The sequence below is a fragment of the Peribacillus sp. QJM3NY_7 genome, from assembly GCF_056173225.1.
Genome location: NZ_CM149663.1, coordinates 167501 through 186535 on the forward strand (window position 1 = coordinate 167501; position 19035 = coordinate 186535).

Annotated in this window: 18 protein-coding genes, 9 tRNA genes and 2 rRNA genes (1 of these 29 running past the window's edge); 23 read left to right on the forward strand and 6 right to left on the reverse strand. The window is 39.8% G+C overall.

All coding sequences use genetic code 11. The features are described from left to right. The 12 genes from AC0VX1_RS00930 to rocF form a co-directional block, all read left to right on the forward strand. Positions 1–396, forward strand: a 23S ribosomal RNA gene (locus AC0VX1_RS00930); it begins 2537 nt to the left of the window's first position. 64 nt (positions 397–460) lie between these two features. Further along, positions 461–576: ribosomal RNA gene (gene rrf, locus AC0VX1_RS00935) — 5S ribosomal RNA — on the forward strand. 44 nt (positions 577–620) lie between these two features. After that, positions 621–695 (forward strand) — tRNA-Asn (locus AC0VX1_RS00940). 3 nt (positions 696–698) lie between these two features. After that, positions 699–771: transfer RNA gene (locus tag AC0VX1_RS00945), tRNA-Thr, on the forward strand. Positions 772–803: 32 nt separating this feature from the next. Beyond that, positions 804–878 (forward strand) — tRNA-Glu (locus AC0VX1_RS00950). A gap of 17 nt (positions 879–895) precedes the next feature. Continuing rightward, a tRNA-Val gene (locus AC0VX1_RS00955) sits at positions 896–971 on the forward strand. Between the two features lie 15 nt (positions 972–986). Beyond that, positions 987–1062: transfer RNA gene (locus AC0VX1_RS00960), tRNA-Thr, on the forward strand. A gap of 18 nt (positions 1063–1080) precedes the next feature. Beyond that, a tRNA-Tyr gene (locus AC0VX1_RS00965) sits at positions 1081–1164 on the forward strand. 103 nt (positions 1165–1267) lie between these two features. Continuing rightward, a tRNA-Gln gene (locus AC0VX1_RS00970) sits at positions 1268–1342 on the forward strand. 3 nt (positions 1343–1345) lie between these two features. Next, positions 1346–1417: transfer RNA gene (locus AC0VX1_RS00975), tRNA-Gly, on the forward strand. Positions 1418–1438: 21 nt separating this feature from the next. Continuing rightward, a tRNA-Ala gene (locus AC0VX1_RS00980) sits at positions 1439–1514 on the forward strand. 208 nt (positions 1515–1722) lie between these two features. Further along, complete coding sequence (rocF, locus tag AC0VX1_RS00985) at positions 1723–2625, forward strand: arginase (RefSeq protein ID WP_475469615.1); 903 nt, start codon at positions 1723–1725, stop codon at positions 2623–2625. A gap of 137 nt (positions 2626–2762) precedes the next feature. On the opposite strand, the gene AC0VX1_RS00990 is transcribed toward rocF, so the two are convergent. Further along, positions 2763–2948 carry an aspartyl-phosphate phosphatase Spo0E family protein gene (locus tag AC0VX1_RS00990; RefSeq protein WP_268938269.1) on the reverse strand — a complete coding sequence of 62 codons (186 nt, stop codon included), beginning with the start codon at positions 2946–2948 and terminating at the stop codon, positions 2763–2765. 172 nt (positions 2949–3120) lie between these two features. Here AC0VX1_RS00990 and sigW point away from each other — a divergent pair, with 172 nt between their 5' ends. The 7 genes from sigW (at position 3121) to AC0VX1_RS01025 (ending at position 11094) form a co-directional block, all read left to right on the forward strand. Beyond that, entirely contained in the window at positions 3121–3684 is a 564-nt protein-coding gene (sigW, locus tag AC0VX1_RS00995; protein ID WP_048685727.1) for an RNA polymerase sigma factor SigW, read from the forward strand. A gap of 16 nt (positions 3685–3700) precedes the next feature. Beyond that, positions 3701–4324 carry an anti-sigma factor family protein gene (locus AC0VX1_RS01000; protein ID WP_098866070.1) on the forward strand — a complete coding sequence of 208 codons (624 nt, stop codon included), beginning with the start codon at positions 3701–3703 and terminating at the stop codon, positions 4322–4324. 220 nt (positions 4325–4544) lie between these two features. After that, positions 4545–5369, forward strand: a complete 825-nt coding sequence (gene cdaA / locus AC0VX1_RS01005; RefSeq protein WP_034304935.1) for a diadenylate cyclase CdaA — start codon at positions 4545–4547, stop codon at positions 5367–5369. After that, complete coding sequence (locus AC0VX1_RS01010) at positions 5362–6729, forward strand: CdaR family protein (protein WP_413003604.1); 1368 nt, start codon at positions 5362–5364, stop codon at positions 6727–6729. The genes cdaA and AC0VX1_RS01010 overlap by 8 nt, the downstream gene beginning before the upstream one ends. A gap of 56 nt (positions 6730–6785) precedes the next feature. Further along, entirely contained in the window at positions 6786–8135 is a 1350-nt protein-coding gene (glmM, locus tag AC0VX1_RS01015; RefSeq protein ID WP_106028286.1) for a phosphoglucosamine mutase, read from the forward strand. 464 nt (positions 8136–8599) lie between these two features. Then, positions 8600–10402 carry a glutamine--fructose-6-phosphate transaminase (isomerizing) gene (glmS, locus tag AC0VX1_RS01020; RefSeq protein ID WP_034304927.1) on the forward strand — a complete coding sequence of 601 codons (1803 nt, stop codon included), beginning with the start codon at positions 8600–8602 and terminating at the stop codon, positions 10400–10402. A 320-nt stretch (positions 10403–10722) separates the two neighbouring features. Further along, a complete protein-coding gene (locus AC0VX1_RS01025; RefSeq protein ID WP_475471673.1) occupies positions 10723–11094 on the forward strand; it encodes an iron chaperone in 372 nt (123 codons plus the stop codon). Between the two features lie 406 nt (positions 11095–11500). Here AC0VX1_RS01025 and AC0VX1_RS01030 read toward each other — a convergent pair whose 3' ends face one another. Beyond that, the gene (locus tag AC0VX1_RS01030; RefSeq protein WP_096340841.1) at positions 11501–11818 is read right to left on the reverse strand and encodes a hypothetical protein; all 318 of its coding nucleotides are present in this window, start codon (positions 11816–11818) and stop codon (positions 11501–11503) included. Positions 11819–12013: 195 nt separating this feature from the next. Here AC0VX1_RS01030 and AC0VX1_RS01035 point away from each other — a divergent pair, with 195 nt between their 5' ends. Then, positions 12014–12538: a hypothetical protein gene (locus AC0VX1_RS01035; RefSeq protein WP_241637719.1), complete on the forward strand. Its 525-nt coding sequence runs from the start codon at positions 12014–12016 to the stop codon at positions 12536–12538. A gap of 69 nt (positions 12539–12607) precedes the next feature. Here the strand turns inward: AC0VX1_RS01035 and AC0VX1_RS01040 are convergent, their stop codons facing one another. Further along, positions 12608–12766, reverse strand: coding sequence for a YvrJ family protein (locus tag AC0VX1_RS01040; protein ID WP_241637720.1), 159 nt, complete (start codon positions 12764–12766; stop codon positions 12608–12610). 194 nt (positions 12767–12960) lie between these two features. On the opposite strand from AC0VX1_RS01040, the gene AC0VX1_RS01045 reads away from it, so the two are divergent. Continuing rightward, the gene (locus tag AC0VX1_RS01045) at positions 12961–13515 is read left to right on the forward strand and encodes a sigma-70 family RNA polymerase sigma factor (RefSeq protein WP_413010785.1); all 555 of its coding nucleotides are present in this window, start codon (positions 12961–12963) and stop codon (positions 13513–13515) included. Between the two features lie 31 nt (positions 13516–13546). Beyond that, positions 13547–13759 carry a hypothetical protein gene (locus tag AC0VX1_RS01050; protein WP_096340836.1) on the forward strand — a complete coding sequence of 71 codons (213 nt, stop codon included), beginning with the start codon at positions 13547–13549 and terminating at the stop codon, positions 13757–13759. Between the two features lie 265 nt (positions 13760–14024). On the opposite strand, the gene AC0VX1_RS01055 is transcribed toward AC0VX1_RS01050, so the two are convergent. The 3 genes from AC0VX1_RS01055 to AC0VX1_RS01065 are packed head-to-tail and all read right to left on the reverse strand — an operon-like array spanning position 14025 to position 17511. Continuing rightward, positions 14025–15059: a sensor histidine kinase gene (locus AC0VX1_RS01055; RefSeq protein WP_475469616.1), complete on the reverse strand. Its 1035-nt coding sequence runs from the start codon at positions 15057–15059 to the stop codon at positions 14025–14027. Beyond that, positions 15056–15730, reverse strand: a complete 675-nt coding sequence (locus tag AC0VX1_RS01060; protein ID WP_057276352.1) for a response regulator transcription factor — start codon at positions 15728–15730, stop codon at positions 15056–15058. The genes AC0VX1_RS01055 and AC0VX1_RS01060 overlap by 4 nt, the downstream gene beginning before the upstream one ends. A 23-nt stretch (positions 15731–15753) precedes the next feature. Beyond that, positions 15754–17511, reverse strand: a complete 1758-nt coding sequence (locus AC0VX1_RS01065; RefSeq protein WP_475469617.1) for an ABC transporter ATP-binding protein — start codon at positions 17509–17511, stop codon at positions 15754–15756. Positions 17512–17865: 354 nt separating this feature from the next. Here AC0VX1_RS01065 and AC0VX1_RS01070 point away from each other — a divergent pair, with 354 nt between their 5' ends. Continuing rightward, positions 17866–19035, forward strand: a complete 1170-nt coding sequence (locus AC0VX1_RS01070) for an ATP-grasp domain-containing protein (RefSeq protein WP_475469618.1) — start codon at positions 17866–17868, stop codon at positions 19033–19035.

The window sequence follows — 19035 nt, forward strand, 5'->3', positions numbered from 1 at the left end:
TGTCGGCTCATCGCATCCTGGGGCTGTAGTCGGTCCCAAGGGTTGGGCTGTTCGCCCATTAAAGCGGTACGCGAGCTGGGTTCAGAACGTCGTGAGACAGTTCGGTCCCTATCCGTCGCGGGCGCAGGAAATTTGAGAGGAGCTGTCCTTAGTACGAGAGGACCGGGATGGACGCACCGCTGGTGTACCAGTTGTCTTGCCAAAGGCATAGCTGGGTAGCTACGTGCGGACGGGATAAGTGCTGAAAGCATCTAAGCATGAAGCCCCCCTCAAGATGAGATTTCCCATGGCGCAAGCTAGTAAGATCCCTGAAAGATGATCAGGTTGATAGGTCAGAGGTGGAAGCATGGTGACATGTGGAGCTGACTGATACTAATAGATCGAGGACTTAACCAACGCTTTTTAAAAAATGAAATACCTTCTTATTATCTAGTTTTGAAGGAACAACGTTCCTTTTATGTTTGGTGGCGATAGCGAAGAGGTCACACCCGTTCCCATTCCGAACACGGCAGTTAAGCTCTTCAGCGCCGATGGTAGTTGGGGGTTTCCCCCTGTGAGAGTAGGACGCCGCCAAGCTGTTCATTTAAATCTTTAATGGGTTTTAGGAAACATTATATTATTCCGCAGTAGCTCAGTGGTAGAGCATTCGGCTGTTAACCGAACGGTCGTAGGTTCGAGTCCTACCTGCGGAGCCATATGCTTCCATAGCTCAGTAGGTAGAGCACTTCCATGGTAAGGAAGAGGTCAGCGGTTCGAATCCGCTTGGGAGCTTCCCAATCTATCTATGAACAAAAAAACAGTTCGGCCCGTTGGTCAAGCGGTTAAGACACCGCCCTTTCACGGCGGTAACACGGGTTCGAATCCCGTACGGGTCACCATTTTAAATCATTAATCCGGAGGATTAGCTCAGCTGGGAGAGCATCTGCCTTACAAGCAGAGGGTCGGCGGTTCGATCCCGTCATCCTCCACCATTTTATTCTTTACTTGCCGGTGTAGCTCAACTGGTAGAGCAACTGACTTGTAATCAGTAGGTTGGGGGTTCAAGTCCTCTTGCCGGCACCATTTACAACCATATATTGCGGAGGGGTAGCGAAGTGGCTAAACGCGGCGGACTGTAAATCCGCTCCTTCGGGTTCGGCAGTTCGAATCTGCCCCCCTCCACCATTTTAATAAAATCCTGTGGATCAGTTATATATTCTCTGTATTGGGGAAATATATGATTACCACCTTTTTATTTTGTTGTACATTAATCATTCATATCATATATTGGGCTATAGCCAAGCGGTAAGGCAACGGATTTTGATTCCGTCATGCGAAGGTTCGATCCCTTCTAGCCCAGCCATTTGCGGAAGTAGTTCAGTGGTAGAATACAACCTTGCCAAGGTTGGGGTCGCGGGTTCGAATCCCGTCTTCCGCTTAATATATTTTAAATTCCTTAGGGGCCTTAGCTCAGCTGGGAGAGCGCCTGCCTTGCACGCAGGAGGTCAGCGGTTCGATCCCGCTAGGCTCCACCATCAACTACATACACCAAAACTTACGTCTTAAGCCAAAAATGGTTTAAGACTTTTTTTTGTTTAAGGCATAGTTGGGTAAACTAATCCCCAGAAAGATATTTTTTCACAAAAAACATATGTTATCGGAAAACGTGCATCTTTATACATGGAAATGTCGAGTTGAACCAATTGGCATATACGATATAAAATGGTGGAAAGGGGGAATTGTATGTCTATTCAGAAAATTTCCGTCATCGGATTGCCCATGGACCTTGGTCAAGCAAGGCGAGGGGTGGATATGGGACCTAGTGCCATCCGCTGCGCAGAGATTGTCGAGCGTCTTGAAAAGTTGAATATAGAAGTAGAGGATTTAGGGGATATAATTGTAGGGCGTCCTGAAAATGCAGATGAGCCCGGGACAAATTTAAAAAACTTACAGCTTGTAGCAAAAGGTAATACCCAGTTAGCTACAAGAGTTGATGAAATAATAGAAGAAGGTTCCTTTCCGCTTGTATTGGGAGGAGACCATTCAATAGCGATAGGCACACTGGCAGGAGTCGCAAAGCACTATGAGAATCTAGGTGTGATTTGGTACGATGCACATGGCGATTTAAATACGGAAGATACTTCACCATCAGGAAATATACACGGGATGCCCTTGGCTGTCAGTATTGGGATTGGCCATCCGGACCTGATCAATATACATGGTTTTGCTCCAAAAGTGAAACCGAAAAACATCGTAATCATTGGAGCGAGGTCATTGGATGAAGGGGAAAAGGAACTTATCCGTGAGAAAGGGATTAAAGTATTCACGATGCATGAGATCGACCGGTTGGGAATGACACGGGTCATGGAAGAATGCATTGATTATTTAAGGGAAAGAACGGATGGCGTCCACCTTTCACTGGATTTGGATGGAGTGGACCCAGCAGATGCACCCGGAGTCGGGACCCCGGTGATTGGTGGTATAAGTTATCGGGAAAGTCATTTGGCCATGGAAATGCTTGCGGAATCCAACTTGATTACATCCGCTGAATTCGTTGAAGTGAATCCCATTTTAGATGAGCGAAATAAAACGGCAATCGTTGCCGTGGCCTTACTGGGTTCGCTATTTGGTGAAAAATTATTATAACTAATAATTAAAAGAAACAGTAACCGGCTTGTAATGGGTTACTGTTTTTTATATGCTAGAAGACGTAGGTTTATTTACCAGGGTGTATGTAACAGAAACATATCTATAGATAAATGGTTGCAATTTTCTATCCATGCTCACTTGAGAGCACGTCTGTCCATGAGATTTTCATTTTTAGTTAAATGGATGTATTGAATGATTAAAGAATCCAGTTTGCTGCTAACTTCAATAACTTCATTATCCACCATGGAAGAACGGGAAGCCAAAAACATCATTTTCTGTCTGCATTGTTCAATATGGTCTAAAATTTGTTCAGTACTCATATAGAGAATCACTCCTTTGAATTTTACAATTTCTTACTATATAGCCCTGTTTTTTTTTTCTTAAACATAAAATGTAAAACTTTGTTAAAATTAATGTATTAAATTTTTGAAACCTTTCAGCTTACGATTCGTAGTAATCGTATAGCCGCATGAGCGGGGGTAATACCGGAAAATGGATGCACTCATTAAAGAGAGAATTAATCAAGTATTAAAAGGAGACCATAATGCCTTTGGTGAAATTGTCGAAATTTACAAGGACAAAGTTTTCCAAATATGTTTCAGGATGCTCGGAAACAGGCAAGAAGCAGAAGATTTGGCTCAAGAGGCCTTTGTAAGGGCCTACGTGAACATTCGAAGTTTCAATATAACAATGAAATTTTCTACATGGTTATATCGGATTGCGACCAATCTTTGTATTGACCGGCTTCGCAAGAAAAAACCGGACTACTATCTGGATGCAGAGGTGGCAGGAACAGAGGGATTGAATATGTATTCCCAAATTGCATCGGATATGGCGAAACCCGAGGAAGAGGTTGAATCATTAGAACTGCAGGAAACCATTCAAGTGGAAATAATGAAATTGCCCGAGAAATACCGATCGGTAATCGTATTGAAGTATATTGAAGAGTTATCTCTAAAGGAAATCAGTGAGATACTCGATTTGCCGGTCGGTACGGTTAAGACGAGGATACATCGCGGTCGCGAAGCCTTGCGTAAACAACTACGCCATTTATAAAAAGAAGGTGAGAAAAATGAACTGCCATGAGGAAATCATTGAATATATGCATGATTATTTAGATGAGGACATCAAACCGGAGCATAAAGAAGTTTTACGGGAGCACTTGCATGACTGTGCTGAATGCCGGGATTACTTTCATGAAATGAAAAAGGCGGTCGCTCTTGTACAAAGCACTTCCCATATAAAGGCCCCGGATGATTTTACAGCGAAGGTTATGGCTCAATTGCCAAAGGAAACGAAAACAACAGGTGCCAAACGTTGGTTCAAAAGCCATCCTTTCATGACAGCGGCAGCGATGTTCATCATATTGATGACAGGATCTGTTTTTTCCACTTATAATCAGGACGAACATTTTTCAGTTTCAAAGCAGCCTAACTTAGTGGTCGAAGGTGAAACGGTTATTGTGCCTGAGGGTGAGACAATCAAGGGAAATGTGGTAGTTCAAAATGGTAATATTCAAATAGATGGTGAAGTAGAGGGAGATGTGACAGTCATAAATGGGCATAAGTATATGTCTAAAGCAGGTAATGTGACCGGAAGCATCTATGTTATTGACCAAGCTTTTGAGTGGATGTGGTATAAAGTGAAGGACACTGCAACCTCGTTGGTTCCTGCCAAAGAGGAGAAAAAGGAATAAGGAATAGAAGCTGGGCAGGGGCATCGTTTTTGATTTACGATGACTTCGCCCAGCTTTATTTTTTAAAGGAAGGGGAACCGTTTTTAATGGTTCTTTTTTCCTGTGTAAATTTCTCACACTAGTTTTTAGATGAATCATTTAAAAAATGGTATACTATTAAGGTTATTGTAAATAAAGATTGTTATTGGTATTTGGAGTAATACTGACTGGAGGAAACAACATGTCTTTAACCAATTTGACTGTTTGGGACTATGTAGTAAATTTCATTGATATTCTCCTTGTATGGTTTGTGATATATAAATTGTTAACTATTATTCGAGGCACGAAGGCTATTCAGCTGCTAAAAGGAATTTTTGTAATTGTCATTGTAAAAAGCTTAAGCAACCTGTTTGGTTTCAATACACTCGGATGGTTAATGGCACAAGTCATGAATTGGGGAGTATTGGCAATTCTCGTCATTTTTCAACCTGAACTGAGAAGGGCACTTGAACAATTAGGACGCGGGAAGCTCTTTGCAAGGGGCACCGTTCCAGAAGAGAATCAGCAAGAGCGTTTAGTCGAGGAAATCCTAAAGGCGTCCACCTATATGGCAAAAAGGCGGATTGGTGCCTTGATTACGATAGAAAAAGGTACGGAGCTGGGAGATTATGTTGAAACGGGGATACCCCTGAAATCCTATATTTCTTCAGAACTGCTCATTAATATCTTCATCCCTAATACGCCGCTCCATGATGGTGCAGTTATTTTACAAAATAACCAGGTGGCAGCTGCCGCTTGCTATTTGCCATTATCAGAGAGTCCATTCATATCAAAGGAACTTGGCACACGGCATAGGGCAGCCATAGGCATGAGTGAAGTTACGGATAGTCTGACGATTGTCGTATCAGAAGAAACGGGAGGAATATCCGTCACTAAAAACGGGGAACTTTACCGGGATTTGAATCAAGAATCATTTAGGGCCATGCTTACAAGTGAACTGGTAGTGGAAAATATCAAATCAACTTCCTCAAGCATCTTTAACTGGAGGGGGAAAAAGAATGGATAAATTCACCAATAGCGCTTGGTTTATGAGAATCGTAGCTTTTGCCTTGGCAGCACTTTTGTTCATTTCCATTAACTTTGAGATGGAGTCGGATAAAAAATCCCTTGGTTTATCGACTGCCCCTGAAATCAGTACGGAGACCATCGAAAATGTACCGGTTGAAGTGTACTATGACCGTGAGAATCTAGTGGTGAGCGGGGTGCCTGAAACAGTTGATGTTACTCTAAAGGGAGCAAAAAGCCTATTGATTAATGCGAAAAACCAAAGGGATTTTAAAGTGTATGTTGACCTTTCTGATCCTGCAATCTCAATGGGGGACAGAACTGTCACATTTAAAATAAGTGATTTGAATGAAAAGTTAGTGGCGACGATCGATCCGGAATATGCGGAAGTCAACGTTCAGGAACGGGTGACGAAGGAATTCTCCGTTGAGGCCGAGTATAACAGCTCTTTACTTGAAGAGGGGTATACAGCTGGTCAGCCAACAGTCAGCCCGAAAACTGTTAAAATAACGGGTGCTAAAGATGCAATTGAACAAATTTCCTATGTAAAGGCAAACCTTGAAATAAGTAAGGGACTTAACGAAACGGTGAACAGCAAGGCAACCGTTAAAGCCTTGGACAGGGATTTGAATAAGCTGGATGTGACGATTGAGCCATCTTCTGTTGCCGTTTCCTTAAAAGTGAGCATTCCTTCCAAGACGGTGTCGATAGCACCGAAGCAAACCGGCAAGGCAAAGGATGGAATCAGGATCACGAGTATAAGTGTCGATCCAAAAGAGGTCACCTTATTTGGTTCGGAAACGAGCCTGGAGAAAATAGATGAAATAAATCTTCCTGTAAATATCTCGAAAATTGATGGTGATACAGAACTGGAACTCGATCTTAATAAACCGGATAGTGTACAAAAAATGTCCTTGGGTAAGGCGCAGGTCAAGATTCGTACAGAAAAAGTTGATGTAGATGAAGAGAATGCAGAGCCAGTCGTGGAAGAGGAAGAACCAGAAACCGAACAAAAACAAGAAGAACAAGTAGTCGAAGAAAAACCAGAACCAGAAGAAGAAGATGAACCGGCTGCCATTGAGTCCAAAACTTTCAATAATATACAAATAGTTCCTGTGGGCATACGGGATGACCAAGATGCCGAATTGGAATCCGATGTAACCAGCATCACTTTGCTTGGTGAGGCGGATGATTTGAAGAAAATAACTAAAGACGACATTAATCTTACAGTAGATGTGAGTAATTTAGATGAAGGTACGCATGATGTGGATCTGGCGGTAACAGTGCCTGAGGGAGTGGAATGGGAACTGGATTCTAAAACGGTTTCGGTCACCATCACTCAAAAAGAAGAAGAGACATGACCTTCCTTTAACATCATCATTAATTTCAGTAACGATTCGAAGAAGGAGCGATAAAGATGGGTAAATATTTTGGAACAGACGGAGTAAGGGGTATAGCGAATAGCGAGTTAACACCGGAGTTGGCATTTAAACTAGGCCGTTTTGGTGGCTACGTTCTTACTAGAAATACAGAAAAACCCAAAGTGCTTATAGGGCGCGATACTCGTATTTCAGGTGAAATGCTGGAAGGTGCGCTTGTTGCAGGTCTTTTATCCATTGGGGCTGAAGTGATGCGCCTGGGTGTCATTTCGACACCGGGAGTAGCCTATTTAACAAAGGCCTTAAGTGCTGAAGCAGGTGTCATGATCTCCGCTTCGCATAATCCGGTAGCGGATAATGGCATTAAATTCTTTGGACCGGATGGATTTAAGTTATCCGATGATCAAGAAGCGGAAATTGAAGCACTATTAGATAAGGAAAAGGATGAGCTTCCACGCCCGGTTGGCGGAGATTTAGGCCATTTGAACGATTATTTCGAAGGAGGGCAAAAGTATCTCCAGTATTTGAAACAATCAGTGGATGAAGATTTTACAGGCATTCATGTTGCTCTTGATTGTGCACATGGGGCTACATCTGCCTTGGCCATGCATTTGTTTGCAGATCTTGATGCAGACATCTCTACAATGGGGGCATCGCCCAATGGCTTGAACATTAATGATAAGGTAGGTTCCACCCACCCTGAGGCACTTGCTGAATTCTTAAAAGAAAAAGGTGCGGATGTTGGGCTTGCATTTGATGGCGACGGAGACCGCGTCATTGCAATAGATGAAAAAGGAAATATAGTGGACGGCGACCAAATCATGTATATCTGTGCGAAATACTTGAAAGATAATAACCGTTTGAAACAGGGAACAGTGGTTTCTACGATCATGAGCAACCTTGGTTTTTATAAGGGTCTTGAAGAGCATGGTATACAAAGCGCCCAGACGGCAGTGGGGGATCGCTATGTGGTCGAGGAGATGCGTAAAGGCGGCTATAACCTTGGCGGAGAGCAATCCGGACATATCATCTTCCTGGACTATAACACGACAGGAGATGGCTTATTGACGGGCTTGCAGCTTGTGAACATCATGAGCGACACCCAAAAAACCTTATCCGAGCTCGCTGGCGAGATGAAGAAATATCCACAAACGCTGATCAATGTCAGAGTTACCGATAAACACGCTGTAACAGATAATGAAAAGGTACAGGAAGTCATCAAGGCAGTCGAAGGGGAAATGAACGGAAACGGCCGCATTTTGGTGAGACCATCCGGTACTGAACCTCTAGTCCGTGTTATGGCTGAAGCACCGACAGCTGAGGAATGCACTAATTATGTAGAGCGCATCGTCGCAGTTGTAAGAGCGGAAATGGGAATGAACGAATAACTAATCCTATGCATAAAAGGAACGAAATTTCCTTTTATGCATATTTTTATAAAGAAGTCTTTTTTGTTGGTAAGGTAATTAAGAATTGACCTATGTCCCTTGTTTAAGGTATGATTATCCTGATTTACAACTCACTTTCTAAAAATGGTTGTTTTAAAAAGGAGGGTAGGCAAGGAGAGAATGGATTCACAAAAGCGCCTGAACTAAGTCTGGACGAGAAATGACTTAGTTGACGAGGAGGAGGTTTATCGAATGATCGGCGGATACCTCCCGGCTGAAGTGCACAGCCGCAATAATTCCAATCTTAAAACAGTAGGGCAACTTACTGCACAAAGGGTCGGAAATGCACAATGGGAAAAAGTGCTTTAGGGCATTTCCTTTATAAAAATATATATCAGAGATGAGGGGGCAGGGATGCCCCCGTGCATTCCTGTTCCCTCAAATCGGTTGGAGGAACAGAAATTATGTGTGGAATTGTTGGATATATTGGACTTAACGATGCAAAGGAAATTTTATTAAAAGGTCTTGAAAAACTTGAATACCGCGGTTATGACTCTTCAGGGATTGCTGTGAGAAATGAAGCAGGAGTGACAATCTTTAAGGAAAAGGGAAGAATAGCGGACTTACGAGCAGCCGTGGATGAAAATACTATGGCGCATACCGGAATAGGACATACGCGCTGGGCTACACATGGTGTGCCAAGCCGTGAAAATGCCCATCCTCACCAAAGTAATTCAGGTCGATTGACTTTAGTTCATAATGGTGTCATTGAAAACTATGCGATTCTAAAACGTGAATATTTGAAGGATGTTGCCTTTAAAAGTGAAACGGATACGGAAGTCATCGTTCAACTCATAGAGAAGTTCGTGAACGAGGGTATGGAAGTGGAAGAGGCGTTCCGTCAAACACTCACTCTATTAGAGGGTTCATATGCCATTGCCCTATTGGATGCTGAAAATGATGAAACCATCTTAGTCGCCAAAAATAAAAGCCCGCTGCTGATCGGTGTCGGAAAAGACTTTAACGTTGTGGCTTCGGATGCAATGGCGATGCTGCAAGTCACAGATCAATTCCTTGAACTGATGGATAAGGAAATGGTTATCGTGACAAATGAAAAGGTAACGATCAAGAACCTTTCCAACGAAGAAGTCATGCGTGCTCCTTACACGGCTGAACTGGATGCAAGTGATATTGAAAAAGGTACGTATCCTCACTATATGCTCAAGGAAGTCGACGAGCAGCCAGCCGTAATACGTAAAATCATTCAAGCATACCAAAATGAAGAAGGTAAACTTGCAATCGACTATAACATTACTGAAGCCGTAAGTGAGGCTGACCGTATTTATATCATCGCTTGCGGAACCAGCTATCATGCAGGGTTGATTGGTAAGCAATTCATCGAAAAAATGACTGAAATTCCGGTTGAGGTCCATGTGGCATCGGAATTCACTTACAATATGCCGTTATTATCGAAAAAACCGCTATTCATCTTCATTTCACAAAGTGGTGAAACTGCAGATAGCCGTGCCGTGTTAGTGTCCATCAAAGCGCTTGGTCATAAAGCCCTGACCATCACGAACGTACCTGGCTCTACATTGTCACGTGAAGCGGATTATACGCTCTTGCTGCATGCTGGTCCTGAAATTGCCGTAGCCTCTACAAAGGCCTACACAGCCCAAGTGGCAGTCTTATCCATCTTGGCGAATGTAACTGGCCAATTCCGTAACATGGAGTACGGTTTCGACCTTGTAAAAGAGCTTGGAATCGTTGCGACGGCTATGGAAGCACTATGTGATTCGAAAGAAGAGATGGAAGACATCGCCCGTGAATATTTGTCCGTTACGAGAAACTGCTTCTTTATCGGCCGTTCCCTTGACTACTATGTTGTACTTGAAGGGGCACTTAAGCTGAAGGAGATTTCTTACATCCAGGCGGAAGGCTTTGCTGGCGGAGAGCTTAAACATGGAACGATTGCCTTGATTGAAGAAGGTACACCTGTCATAGCCCTTGCTACTCAAGCAGGCGTCAACTTAAGCATCCGTGGTAATGTGAAGGAAGTGGTTGCCCGTGGCGCCAACCCTTGCATCATTTCCATGAAGGGTCTGGAAGAAGAGGATGACCGTTTCGTCATCCCGGAAGTGAATGAACTATTAACACCCCTTATCTCTGTTATCCCGCTGCAGCTCATTGCCTACTACGCAGCCTTGCACCGCGAATGTGACGTGGATAAACCGCGTAATCTCGCGAAAAGTGTAACGGTTGAGTAAGTTGGAATGAATGCAATGTAGATTATAAAAAGTTGCGAAGCTTTACCCCTTTGGCTATGATTAGCCAAAGGGGTATTTCTTATGTTTAAAACAACGAGAACCTCTCAAGTTGACAAGTTGATTAGAAGACCGAGGTAATATGAATCGGTGTGCAGTGTAATGCAATCTATCAAATCCATCAGTAGGTAGTCATGGCATCCATTAGAGGAATGTAATGATATTCCTATGGTGCATGTTGAAAGAGACGCATATTGGCATTAAATTTAGGTAATGTTGAAAATGAAGTCTTCATAAAATTTTTTTATTTAGGAGAGAATAGCATGGAAGTCTTTGCAGAATTTTTAGCGAATATTGATAACCCGCAACATAGGGAACGAACGGAAGAAGTCCTGGCTTGGGTAACTAAGAAATTTCCAAATCTAATGCCGAAGATTGCGTGGAATCAGCCTATGTTTACCGATCATGACACATATATTATTGGCTTTAGCGTAGCCAAACATCATTTGGCTGTTGCTCCTGAAAAGGCAGGGATCGATCACTTCTCTGATGAAATCGTGCAGGCTGGCTATGATCATACCAAGCAGTTAGTACGTGTCAAGTGGGACAGTCCGGTTAATTACTCATTACTTGAGAAAATGATAGAGTATAATATTTTTGATAAAGCAGACTGTTCAACTTTTTGGCGGAAATAAAAAAATGATTATTAAGGGGTGAAACTTTATACTAAACAATAATGGTATGTAATATTGAAAATATCCCTTTAGATAATATTCTCTATAGGGATATTTTTATGTCTAAAAAGAATGTCTACGGGAGAGAAATGAATTAAAGATAACCACGCATTTGAACAGTTGTGGACTAGAACAATGGGTGAAAAAGCTTTATTAAGTCAAAAGAGAAATTATTCGTCTAAAGGGTTTATAGAAGGAGCGTGCGTTGAAAAAATGTTCAAAACACGCTCCTAATAGATAAATTAACATTTTAATAAACAAGTTTTTTCATTTCTATTCCATTATAGCACCTGATTTTTGAAGATATGTCCTACAACGGGAACAGTGCAGATTAATAGCCATGCTTGAATATTATAAACCGCGTTTTTTATCCGTTATAGTAGAATACATACCCAGATAAAGTGGAATTTTTAGTATGACGAATTAAATTTCTATCTATCATATACGACGCTTGTCCCTTGATTACCTGTACCTTTTTAATTGCCCCTTCAGTTACGTAATCTAAGATACTCCATCCTTTCCAGTGCGGACTACCTTCGCAAATAAATCGTTCTCCACAAGCACATTTATACCAACCACCTAATTTTTTAATTAATGCTTGGGTTTTGTGGTCCCTTGTTACAGCAAAACCCTTACTATACATTCTGTGAACTGACCCGTACTTTTCACAAATTTTAATTGCCATATGTTTTCCTCCTTCTCTAAATTTGCCGGCATTCATATAGAAGAGAGGTAAATAGGGAGAAATTATCAATCAAAGTGATTATTCCTATTATTGCCCTCACAGAAATATATCCAATTTCAATAAAAAATAAATGATATAATTTAATTACTTCCAGAATAAATAGAGCTTGATAAAAAAGTGAAATGGAGGGTGAATATGAATAAAATACTTAGAATGATTATAATATTCATGTTTTTTGGTGTAGTTGCTTGTAACAAGAATGTGGCCAAAGATAAAGATGAACCTGTTAAAGAAGATGTAATTAAAGTAGAGGATGCAGAAGAATTATTTAAAGGGTATTATACAGAACTATATACCATTAAAGATCCATCCAATCCTCCAACTTTTGATGAAATATCAGATAATATTAAAGGTTATATATCCGAAGATCAATATAAAGCTCAAATCGCTGACCGTAAATATCAAATTCCAGAATTGGTGGCAAAAGAACTAAAAAAAAGCATTGAAGTACTAGATGTGAATCTTGAAGAACAAAGTATAAATGAGAATGGAACAAGAGATTACACATACAAAACTGTATTAAAGGTGTATGATGAGAATTCCTCTGAAATTTATGAAAAAGAAGGAGAGCTCACAATAGCCAACATAAATAATGAATTGAAAATAATTCGTGAATGGAGTAGAGGGGTAAAAATTGATGGTTTAAAGGGTTTTCTTTAATGAAATAGATATTAAAAAGGAGCATTTACACTGAAATGCTCCTTTTTAATATTAAATAAACAATGAGGTTCAAGTATCACCTTGTTTGGACACTTCGATGAACTTGTTAATTGCTTCTGTTAAAAGATCTATTTTTCTTTCGAATCTCATAAGTAAATATAACGTAATAACTACAGGAAACCCCAAGTTACTAATAGTTGATAGCCAAATATCAAGTTGATGATCCATAGAACTCCCCTCCTCATAAACTATTACAAAAAGAGCAAGAATTAGTTTAAAATCAATTGTTTACGTTGAATTATGTAAAAACATGCTAAAATTTAGACAATCAACGCTCTTTAACGGTTGATTATTTTATCATTTATTCCTCTCTTTTTATTAAAGGAAAATTTATAATTTAAATAGGAAGGAGGTGAAAAAATGTGAATCCTAAACAAAAGGTAGAACTATACTTTCGTAAATCTCAAAAAGCATTTAGTCATCCAATAATTAAAGAGTTTTTTAAAAATGAAAAAAACAAGCAATTACTTGAAGAAGTAATAGCAAACCCTACAAATGAAAATACATGTTCACTAGATAATCGGTTCAAGTCTTATTATCAAAGAGCAAGGATTGTTAAGTATGTGAGTACCTTAATTCACAATTATTCAATTGAATATGACAAAAAAGACAGAAAAAGACGAAAACGCTACCAATTGATTTTAGATAACACTAATTTTATGGAACGTAATAATGAATCCGTTTATAATCATGAATTTCAATCTCTCTATAGTTCTTTACCAGATCAGATTGAAAACGAAATTTTATATAACGCTTTAAACAAACTGTCTAAAAAGCAATTGAAAATACTTGAACTTATTTATATTTACAATTTTTCTAATAAAGAAGTGGCAAACTGCTTTAATGAATCTGCACAAAATATATCTAGTCTTCACAAAAAATCATTGAAAAGGTTAAAATTAATCATTTCAAATTAAGAAACCAAATAATAAGGGAGGGACATGTTATATGGAATGTAGAATTAAAAATCAAATATTGGAAGAAAAGAATATTGAGGAGCTATTAGATGAATTTCAATTAAAAATAAAAAAAAGCCTTAGTAATACATCTCCCCAAGAGAGGGAAGATCTTGAACAACAGGTGAAAATGAAAATTATAGAAAAACTCCCTCACATTAGCAATACTAGCACAGGCTTTTGGGATTTTCTAAAAGATGTCTGAGCGTTGCTAATTTTATAACCCTTAATATAATTTCGCATGGAAATACTCCTAACTTGTCCTGCTTGCAAATTTTAGATTGTTTTATTATCTAAAACTTCTTTCACTTTACATTCTCCTTTTAAACAGGATGCTTTAGTTTTTAGGTTGGCATCCAATAAGCTGAAATATTAAAACTTGATGATGTAGGTTGTAATGTTTCAGCCTATATTCCAAGAATACATTCATTACAAGTAGCTATCCTTGGCCGCTAGTTTGAGTAGTTCCTTTACGAAATAGGAAGCAGAATGGTGAAGGTCGTTCCCTTTTCGAGTTCGCTTTTCACGGATATGTTCCCTTCATGCATCTCTATAATCTTTTTCACGATGGATAGTCCTAAACCGCTGCCGCTTTTTGAGCGTTCCCTTGCAAGGTCGGCTTTATAGAATCGCTCGAATATATGGAACTGGTCGGTTTCGGAAATGCCGATTCCATTGTCGGATATCGTTATGGATGCCTGGCTATCAATCTGTTGTAATCGAATCGTGATCTTTCCGCGATGGCGGGTGAATTTGATGCTATTGTGTATTAAATTTGTCCATACTTGGCTCATCAAATCCTGGTCTGCCACTATTGGAATCTTTTCCAAGGCTATGTCCAATTCGAGTTCTTTTTCCAACCAAGCGGGTTCACAAGCCAAAATAATGGTCCGTATTTGCTGATCCAGCCGGAAATCCGTCCTTTCAAAAGGATGATGCTCGGATTCAAGGGATGTAAGCTTTAGAAGGTTATCACTTAATTTGGATAATCTCCTGCTCTCTGTCTCTATTATATTAAGATAATGATTTCGTTCTTCGATTGTCAGCTTATTAAATTGAAGTGCTTGGGCAAATCCTACAATGGAGGTAAGGGGCGACTGTATTTCATGTGAGACGTTAGAGATGAACTCCTGCCGCATTTCTTCCATTTGCTTCAATTGTTTGGCCATGTGATTGAAATGGTTAATGATATCGGTCATTTCGTTTCTCTTGTCCATATTAAAATCCAGTTGTACATTATAATCGCCATTTGCTATTTTCCTTAAGGCATCTATGATTTCGAGGTAAATATTTACCCGTTTATTATGATGGATAGCATGGATAAGGTGACCAATTAATATCATGATTGCGATGCTTGTCACGATTGTAGCCAGATACCGAACATAATTGGTTAACCTTAAGGGCAAAAGCTCAATGATATAGTACCCGGCGGAAAAGGAAATTGAAATAAACGTTACAAAAAACAGCATGCCAAGCATTTGTTTGAAAAATCGATTGCCTCTCATCTCGTTATCTCCAAACGGTAGCCCAATCCCCAAATCGTTTTAATCCGGAAGGGGAATTCCGATTCAGGAAACCGTTCCCTCACTCTTTTTATATGAACATCGACAGTTCGTTCATCCCCTTCATAGTCATAGCCCCAAATGTCTTCGATAAGATCTTCCCTGGAAAAAGTTTTTCCGGGATAGCTTGCTAATTTAAACAGCAATTCGAATTCTTTTAATGGAATCGTATATTCCTGTTCTTTGAATGACATTTCATGCGTGTTACGATTCATCTTTAATTCGCCGATATTTAATGTTTGTGAAATAGTGATTTTATACCGTTTTAATAATGCCTTTATTCTAACAACCAATTCGATCGGTTCAAATGGCTTTACAAGATAATCATCTGCCCCAAGCCCGAATCCTTTTACTTTTTGCGTTGTTTCCCCTTTTGCAGTCAGCATTAAAATGGGGATATCACTAAATTCCCGTAACTCTTTGCATAATTGCCATCCATCCATGTTAGGCATCATAATATCGATGACTGCCAAATCGATTTTCACTTTTTCCATTACTTTCAATGCTTGCATTCCATCTGACGCTTCATATAGATCAAAGCCTTCTTTTCTTAACAACAGATTTATAAGTTCGCGAATATGTGCATCATCATCGACTATCAATATTTTTGTCATCCTTCTTCTTTCCTTTCGGCGAATTAGGCCAGTTCAAGCTTGTGCAACTGCTGTTGGGCAAATTCGCGATATAATGAGTGCGTATTATATAGCTCTTTATGTGTTCCGCTGCCTGTTATTTTCCCTTTTTCAAGGAAGATGATTTGATCCGAACCGATAACGGTCGATAGGCGGTGGGCGATGACTATTGTTGTTCTTCCTTTCATTAAGTGATTTAATGCCTGTTGAACCACTTTTTCTGATTTGCTGTCCAGGCTGGAGGTAGCCTCATCCAGCATTAATATTTTCGGGTTTCTTAAAAATGCACGGGCGATTGCAATTCTTTGTCTTTGACCGCCTGATAATTTCATGCCCCTTTCACCGACCTCTGTATCATATCCGTTCGGAAGCTCAGAAATGAATTGATCCGCATACGCCATTTTAGCCACTTGATTTAATTCATCATCTGTTATATCCCGATTGATGCCATAACAAATATTATCTCGAATTGTACCGGATACAATCGGGCTTTCTTGTGAAACATATCCAATCTGGCTTCTCCATGAAAGCAGTGTGAAATCATTTATGGATGTCCCGCCTATGGATATGGATCCTTCCTGTGGTTTGTAGAAACGCTCGAATAATGAAAAAAGGGTCGTTTTCCCGCTGCCGCTTGGGCCGACTATTGCAGTGACCTTACCGGCCTCAACGTTAAAGCTTATATCTTTAAGTACCTGTTCTCCATTATTGTAACTATAGTTCAGGTGATCCACGCTGATGGATTGACCCATATTTTGAACGGGCCGCTTCGCATCTTCTTCCTCCACAGAATCCAGAATGGAAATGATGCGCTCTGTTGCACCCGTTGCTTTTTGGAATTGTGTAAAGAAACTGGCCAATTGAGCCATTGGCATGATTATTTGGAAAAGATACATGATGAAAGCAACTAAAGCCCCAGCAGTCAGTGCTCCTGAAGAAACACGCATTCCCCCATAACCTAAAATCAGGACGAGTAATGCCATCATGACAAAACTCATTAGCGGCGCAATCAACGCTTGGATTTTTGCCTCTTTCAATCCGAATTGAAATAATTTCTGGATTCCTTTTTGGCCATTTTGATATTCCAAAGCTTCTGCATTTGATGCTTTAACAAGACGTATTTCCATTAGAACCTGCTGAAGGACTGCAGTGAAGCTTGCTGTCTCGTCCTGCATCCCTTTTGATATTTTGTGCATTTTTTTCCCTAGCGGCATTAATATTAAAACAGAGAGCGGAATTGCAGTGAACATCAATAATGTCATTTTCCAATCCAGTACGAATAACACGATCATGGAACCTACGATGGAAATGATTCCTGTAACGAAATTAGAGAGATGTTCAGAGATTAATCCCTTCACTACAGTTGTATCATTTGTCATTCGGCTGACTGTTTCCCCCGATGGATGATCATCAAAATAACTCACGGGTAATACAAGTAATTTTTTCCATAGTTGATCGCGGATACCTGCCACTACGGATTGACCGATCCGATTTAATAAATAGATGGAAAATCCACTGGCCAATGCTTGAACAATGATGGCAACAACGAGAAGTGTGATTCTTTCAGCGTTTAGTGAACTGACTGAAAAATCATTGATTAGATTTTTTGTGAATAATGGGACTAATAAAGCTACACCTGTTGTGCCTAGGCTTAATGCTAATGCAATCCCTATCATTAGTTTGGAAGGCTTCGTTTGTTGAACCAATCGAATGAACTGGCGCCATCCTTTTTGTTTTTTTGCTTCTGACATATGTAAATACATCCTTTCTCGATTTTCATTACAGAGAAGTATATAAAGAAGTTATGAATTGAATATGAACGAGTCTTAGTTATTCCACGAAAATTTTGGTGAACCTTTTCTGAATGATAAATTTGCAAAAATATGGCAGACACTTAAAATAGTGTTTGCTTTTTTTCATGAAGATACAAGGAAATTAAATATTCGATGGTTAACGGTAAGGAATATGTGTAAGGATCTCAAGTTTATGACTGATAGGTAAAAAGATATAGTGATATCTTGATTTTAAATAATAAATACCTATATAAGCTAAAAACTTACCGGTTTTAACCGATTAAATATGGAGATACAAAAAACAGTACAAGTTAGGTGGAAAAAATGATTATTTTGAATGAGTCGATTGTGTCGCCAATTCTTCTAAAGGTGTTGGAGGAACAGCAAATTCCAGTATTGGAACAAGGTCAGTGGGGAGACACATTAACATCAGAAAAGCTAAACATTCAAAAGGATACAGAATTTTTCAAGTCCATGGAAAAGGACAAAAGAATTCTTACAAACTCTGAAAATGGCATAACACTACTAGGGCATTTTCAACCGGATAGCAATGAATACATTTGGTCAAAGTTATTGAAGGATAAGAGCCAGGTGCGAAATTTGACGAAATCTTTATATCCTGATTTCTATTTCCAAGATATCGATTTATCCATGATAAGTGAGCTGGATATAAATCAAATACCGTTTCCGGTAGTTATCAAACCCAATATTGGCTATTCCAGTGTAGGTGTGCACAAAGTCAAGAATGAACAGGATTGGTATATAGCCGTGAACCAGCTTAAAGCCGATTTACTTCATTCGGGTGGATTATATGATTCAGAAGTGGTCGGATCCCAGACCGTTTTGATAGAAGAGTGGATTCAGGGTGAAGAATATGCCATTGATGGTTATTACAATCAAGATGGTGAACCGGTCATTTTGAATGTGTTCAAACGATCATTCAAGGATGATTACGATACTTCCGATCGAATTTATTATACTTCGAAGTTGGCCATTGATGAAATCTATCATGATGCATTGAAGTTCATGAAGAATATCCAAACGGTCCTTCCGCTTAGGAATTATCCTGTACACTTTGAAATCCGCAAAAAGGGAAGCCGGGTGATACCCATCGAAATCAATCCCCTGCGTTTTGCTGGGGCGGGTACAACGGATCTAGGTTACCATGCCTATGGAATGAATATGTATGAACATTATTTTTCAGGAACGAAACCCGATTGGAATCGGATAATGGAAGAGATGGACGATCGAATATATAGCTTTTTCTTTGCAGAGGTTCCGCTTGAAATAAATCTGGAAGATGTTGCACGTATTGATCATGATGGACTTCTTCATGAATTCGATCATGTTTTGGAATATAGGCAGCTTCCTTTTCAAAATGACCGGAGCATGGCCATCATCTTTTATAGAAGTGAGGATTTGAATGAAAATCTCCAATTGCTTCATTTGGATTTAATACCATATTTGACTATAAAACACCTGGTTTTCAACTAA

Excerpts from the sequence above, each read along its gene's own strand:
- rocF (WP_475469615.1), top strand. The coding sequence starts at position 1,723 with ATGTCTATTCAGAAAATTTCCGTCATCGGATTGCCCATGGACCTTGGT.
- AC0VX1_RS00990 (WP_268938269.1), bottom strand. The coding sequence starts at position 2,948 with ATGAGTACTGAACAAATTTTAGACCATATTGAACAATGCAGACAGAAA.
- sigW (WP_048685727.1), top strand. The coding sequence starts at position 3,121 with ATGGATGCACTCATTAAAGAGAGAATTAATCAAGTATTAAAAGGAGAC.
- AC0VX1_RS01000 (WP_098866070.1), top strand. The coding sequence starts at position 3,701 with ATGAACTGCCATGAGGAAATCATTGAATATATGCATGATTATTTAGAT.
- cdaA (WP_034304935.1), top strand. The coding sequence starts at position 4,545 with ATGTCTTTAACCAATTTGACTGTTTGGGACTATGTAGTAAATTTCATT.
- AC0VX1_RS01010 (WP_413003604.1), top strand. The coding sequence starts at position 5,362 with ATGGATAAATTCACCAATAGCGCTTGGTTTATGAGAATCGTAGCTTTT.
- glmM (WP_106028286.1), top strand. The coding sequence starts at position 6,786 with ATGGGTAAATATTTTGGAACAGACGGAGTAAGGGGTATAGCGAATAGC.
- glmS (WP_034304927.1), top strand. The coding sequence starts at position 8,600 with ATGTGTGGAATTGTTGGATATATTGGACTTAACGATGCAAAGGAAATT.
- AC0VX1_RS01025 (WP_475471673.1), top strand. The coding sequence starts at position 10,723 with ATGGAAGTCTTTGCAGAATTTTTAGCGAATATTGATAACCCGCAACAT.
- AC0VX1_RS01030 (WP_096340841.1), bottom strand. The coding sequence starts at position 11,818 with ATGGCAATTAAAATTTGTGAAAAGTACGGGTCAGTTCACAGAATGTAT.
- AC0VX1_RS01035 (WP_241637719.1), top strand. The coding sequence starts at position 12,014 with ATGAATAAAATACTTAGAATGATTATAATATTCATGTTTTTTGGTGTA.
- AC0VX1_RS01040 (WP_241637720.1), bottom strand. The coding sequence starts at position 12,766 with ATGGATCATCAACTTGATATTTGGCTATCAACTATTAGTAACTTGGGG.
- AC0VX1_RS01050 (WP_096340836.1), top strand. The coding sequence starts at position 13,547 with ATGGAATGTAGAATTAAAAATCAAATATTGGAAGAAAAGAATATTGAG.
- AC0VX1_RS01055 (WP_475469616.1), bottom strand. The coding sequence starts at position 15,059 with ATGAGAGGCAATCGATTTTTCAAACAAATGCTTGGCATGCTGTTTTTT.
- AC0VX1_RS01060 (WP_057276352.1), bottom strand. The coding sequence starts at position 15,730 with ATGACAAAAATATTGATAGTCGATGATGATGCACATATTCGCGAACTT.
- AC0VX1_RS01065 (WP_475469617.1), bottom strand. The coding sequence starts at position 17,511 with ATGTATTTACATATGTCAGAAGCAAAAAAACAAAAAGGATGGCGCCAG.
- AC0VX1_RS01070 (WP_475469618.1), top strand. The coding sequence starts at position 17,866 with ATGATTATTTTGAATGAGTCGATTGTGTCGCCAATTCTTCTAAAGGTG.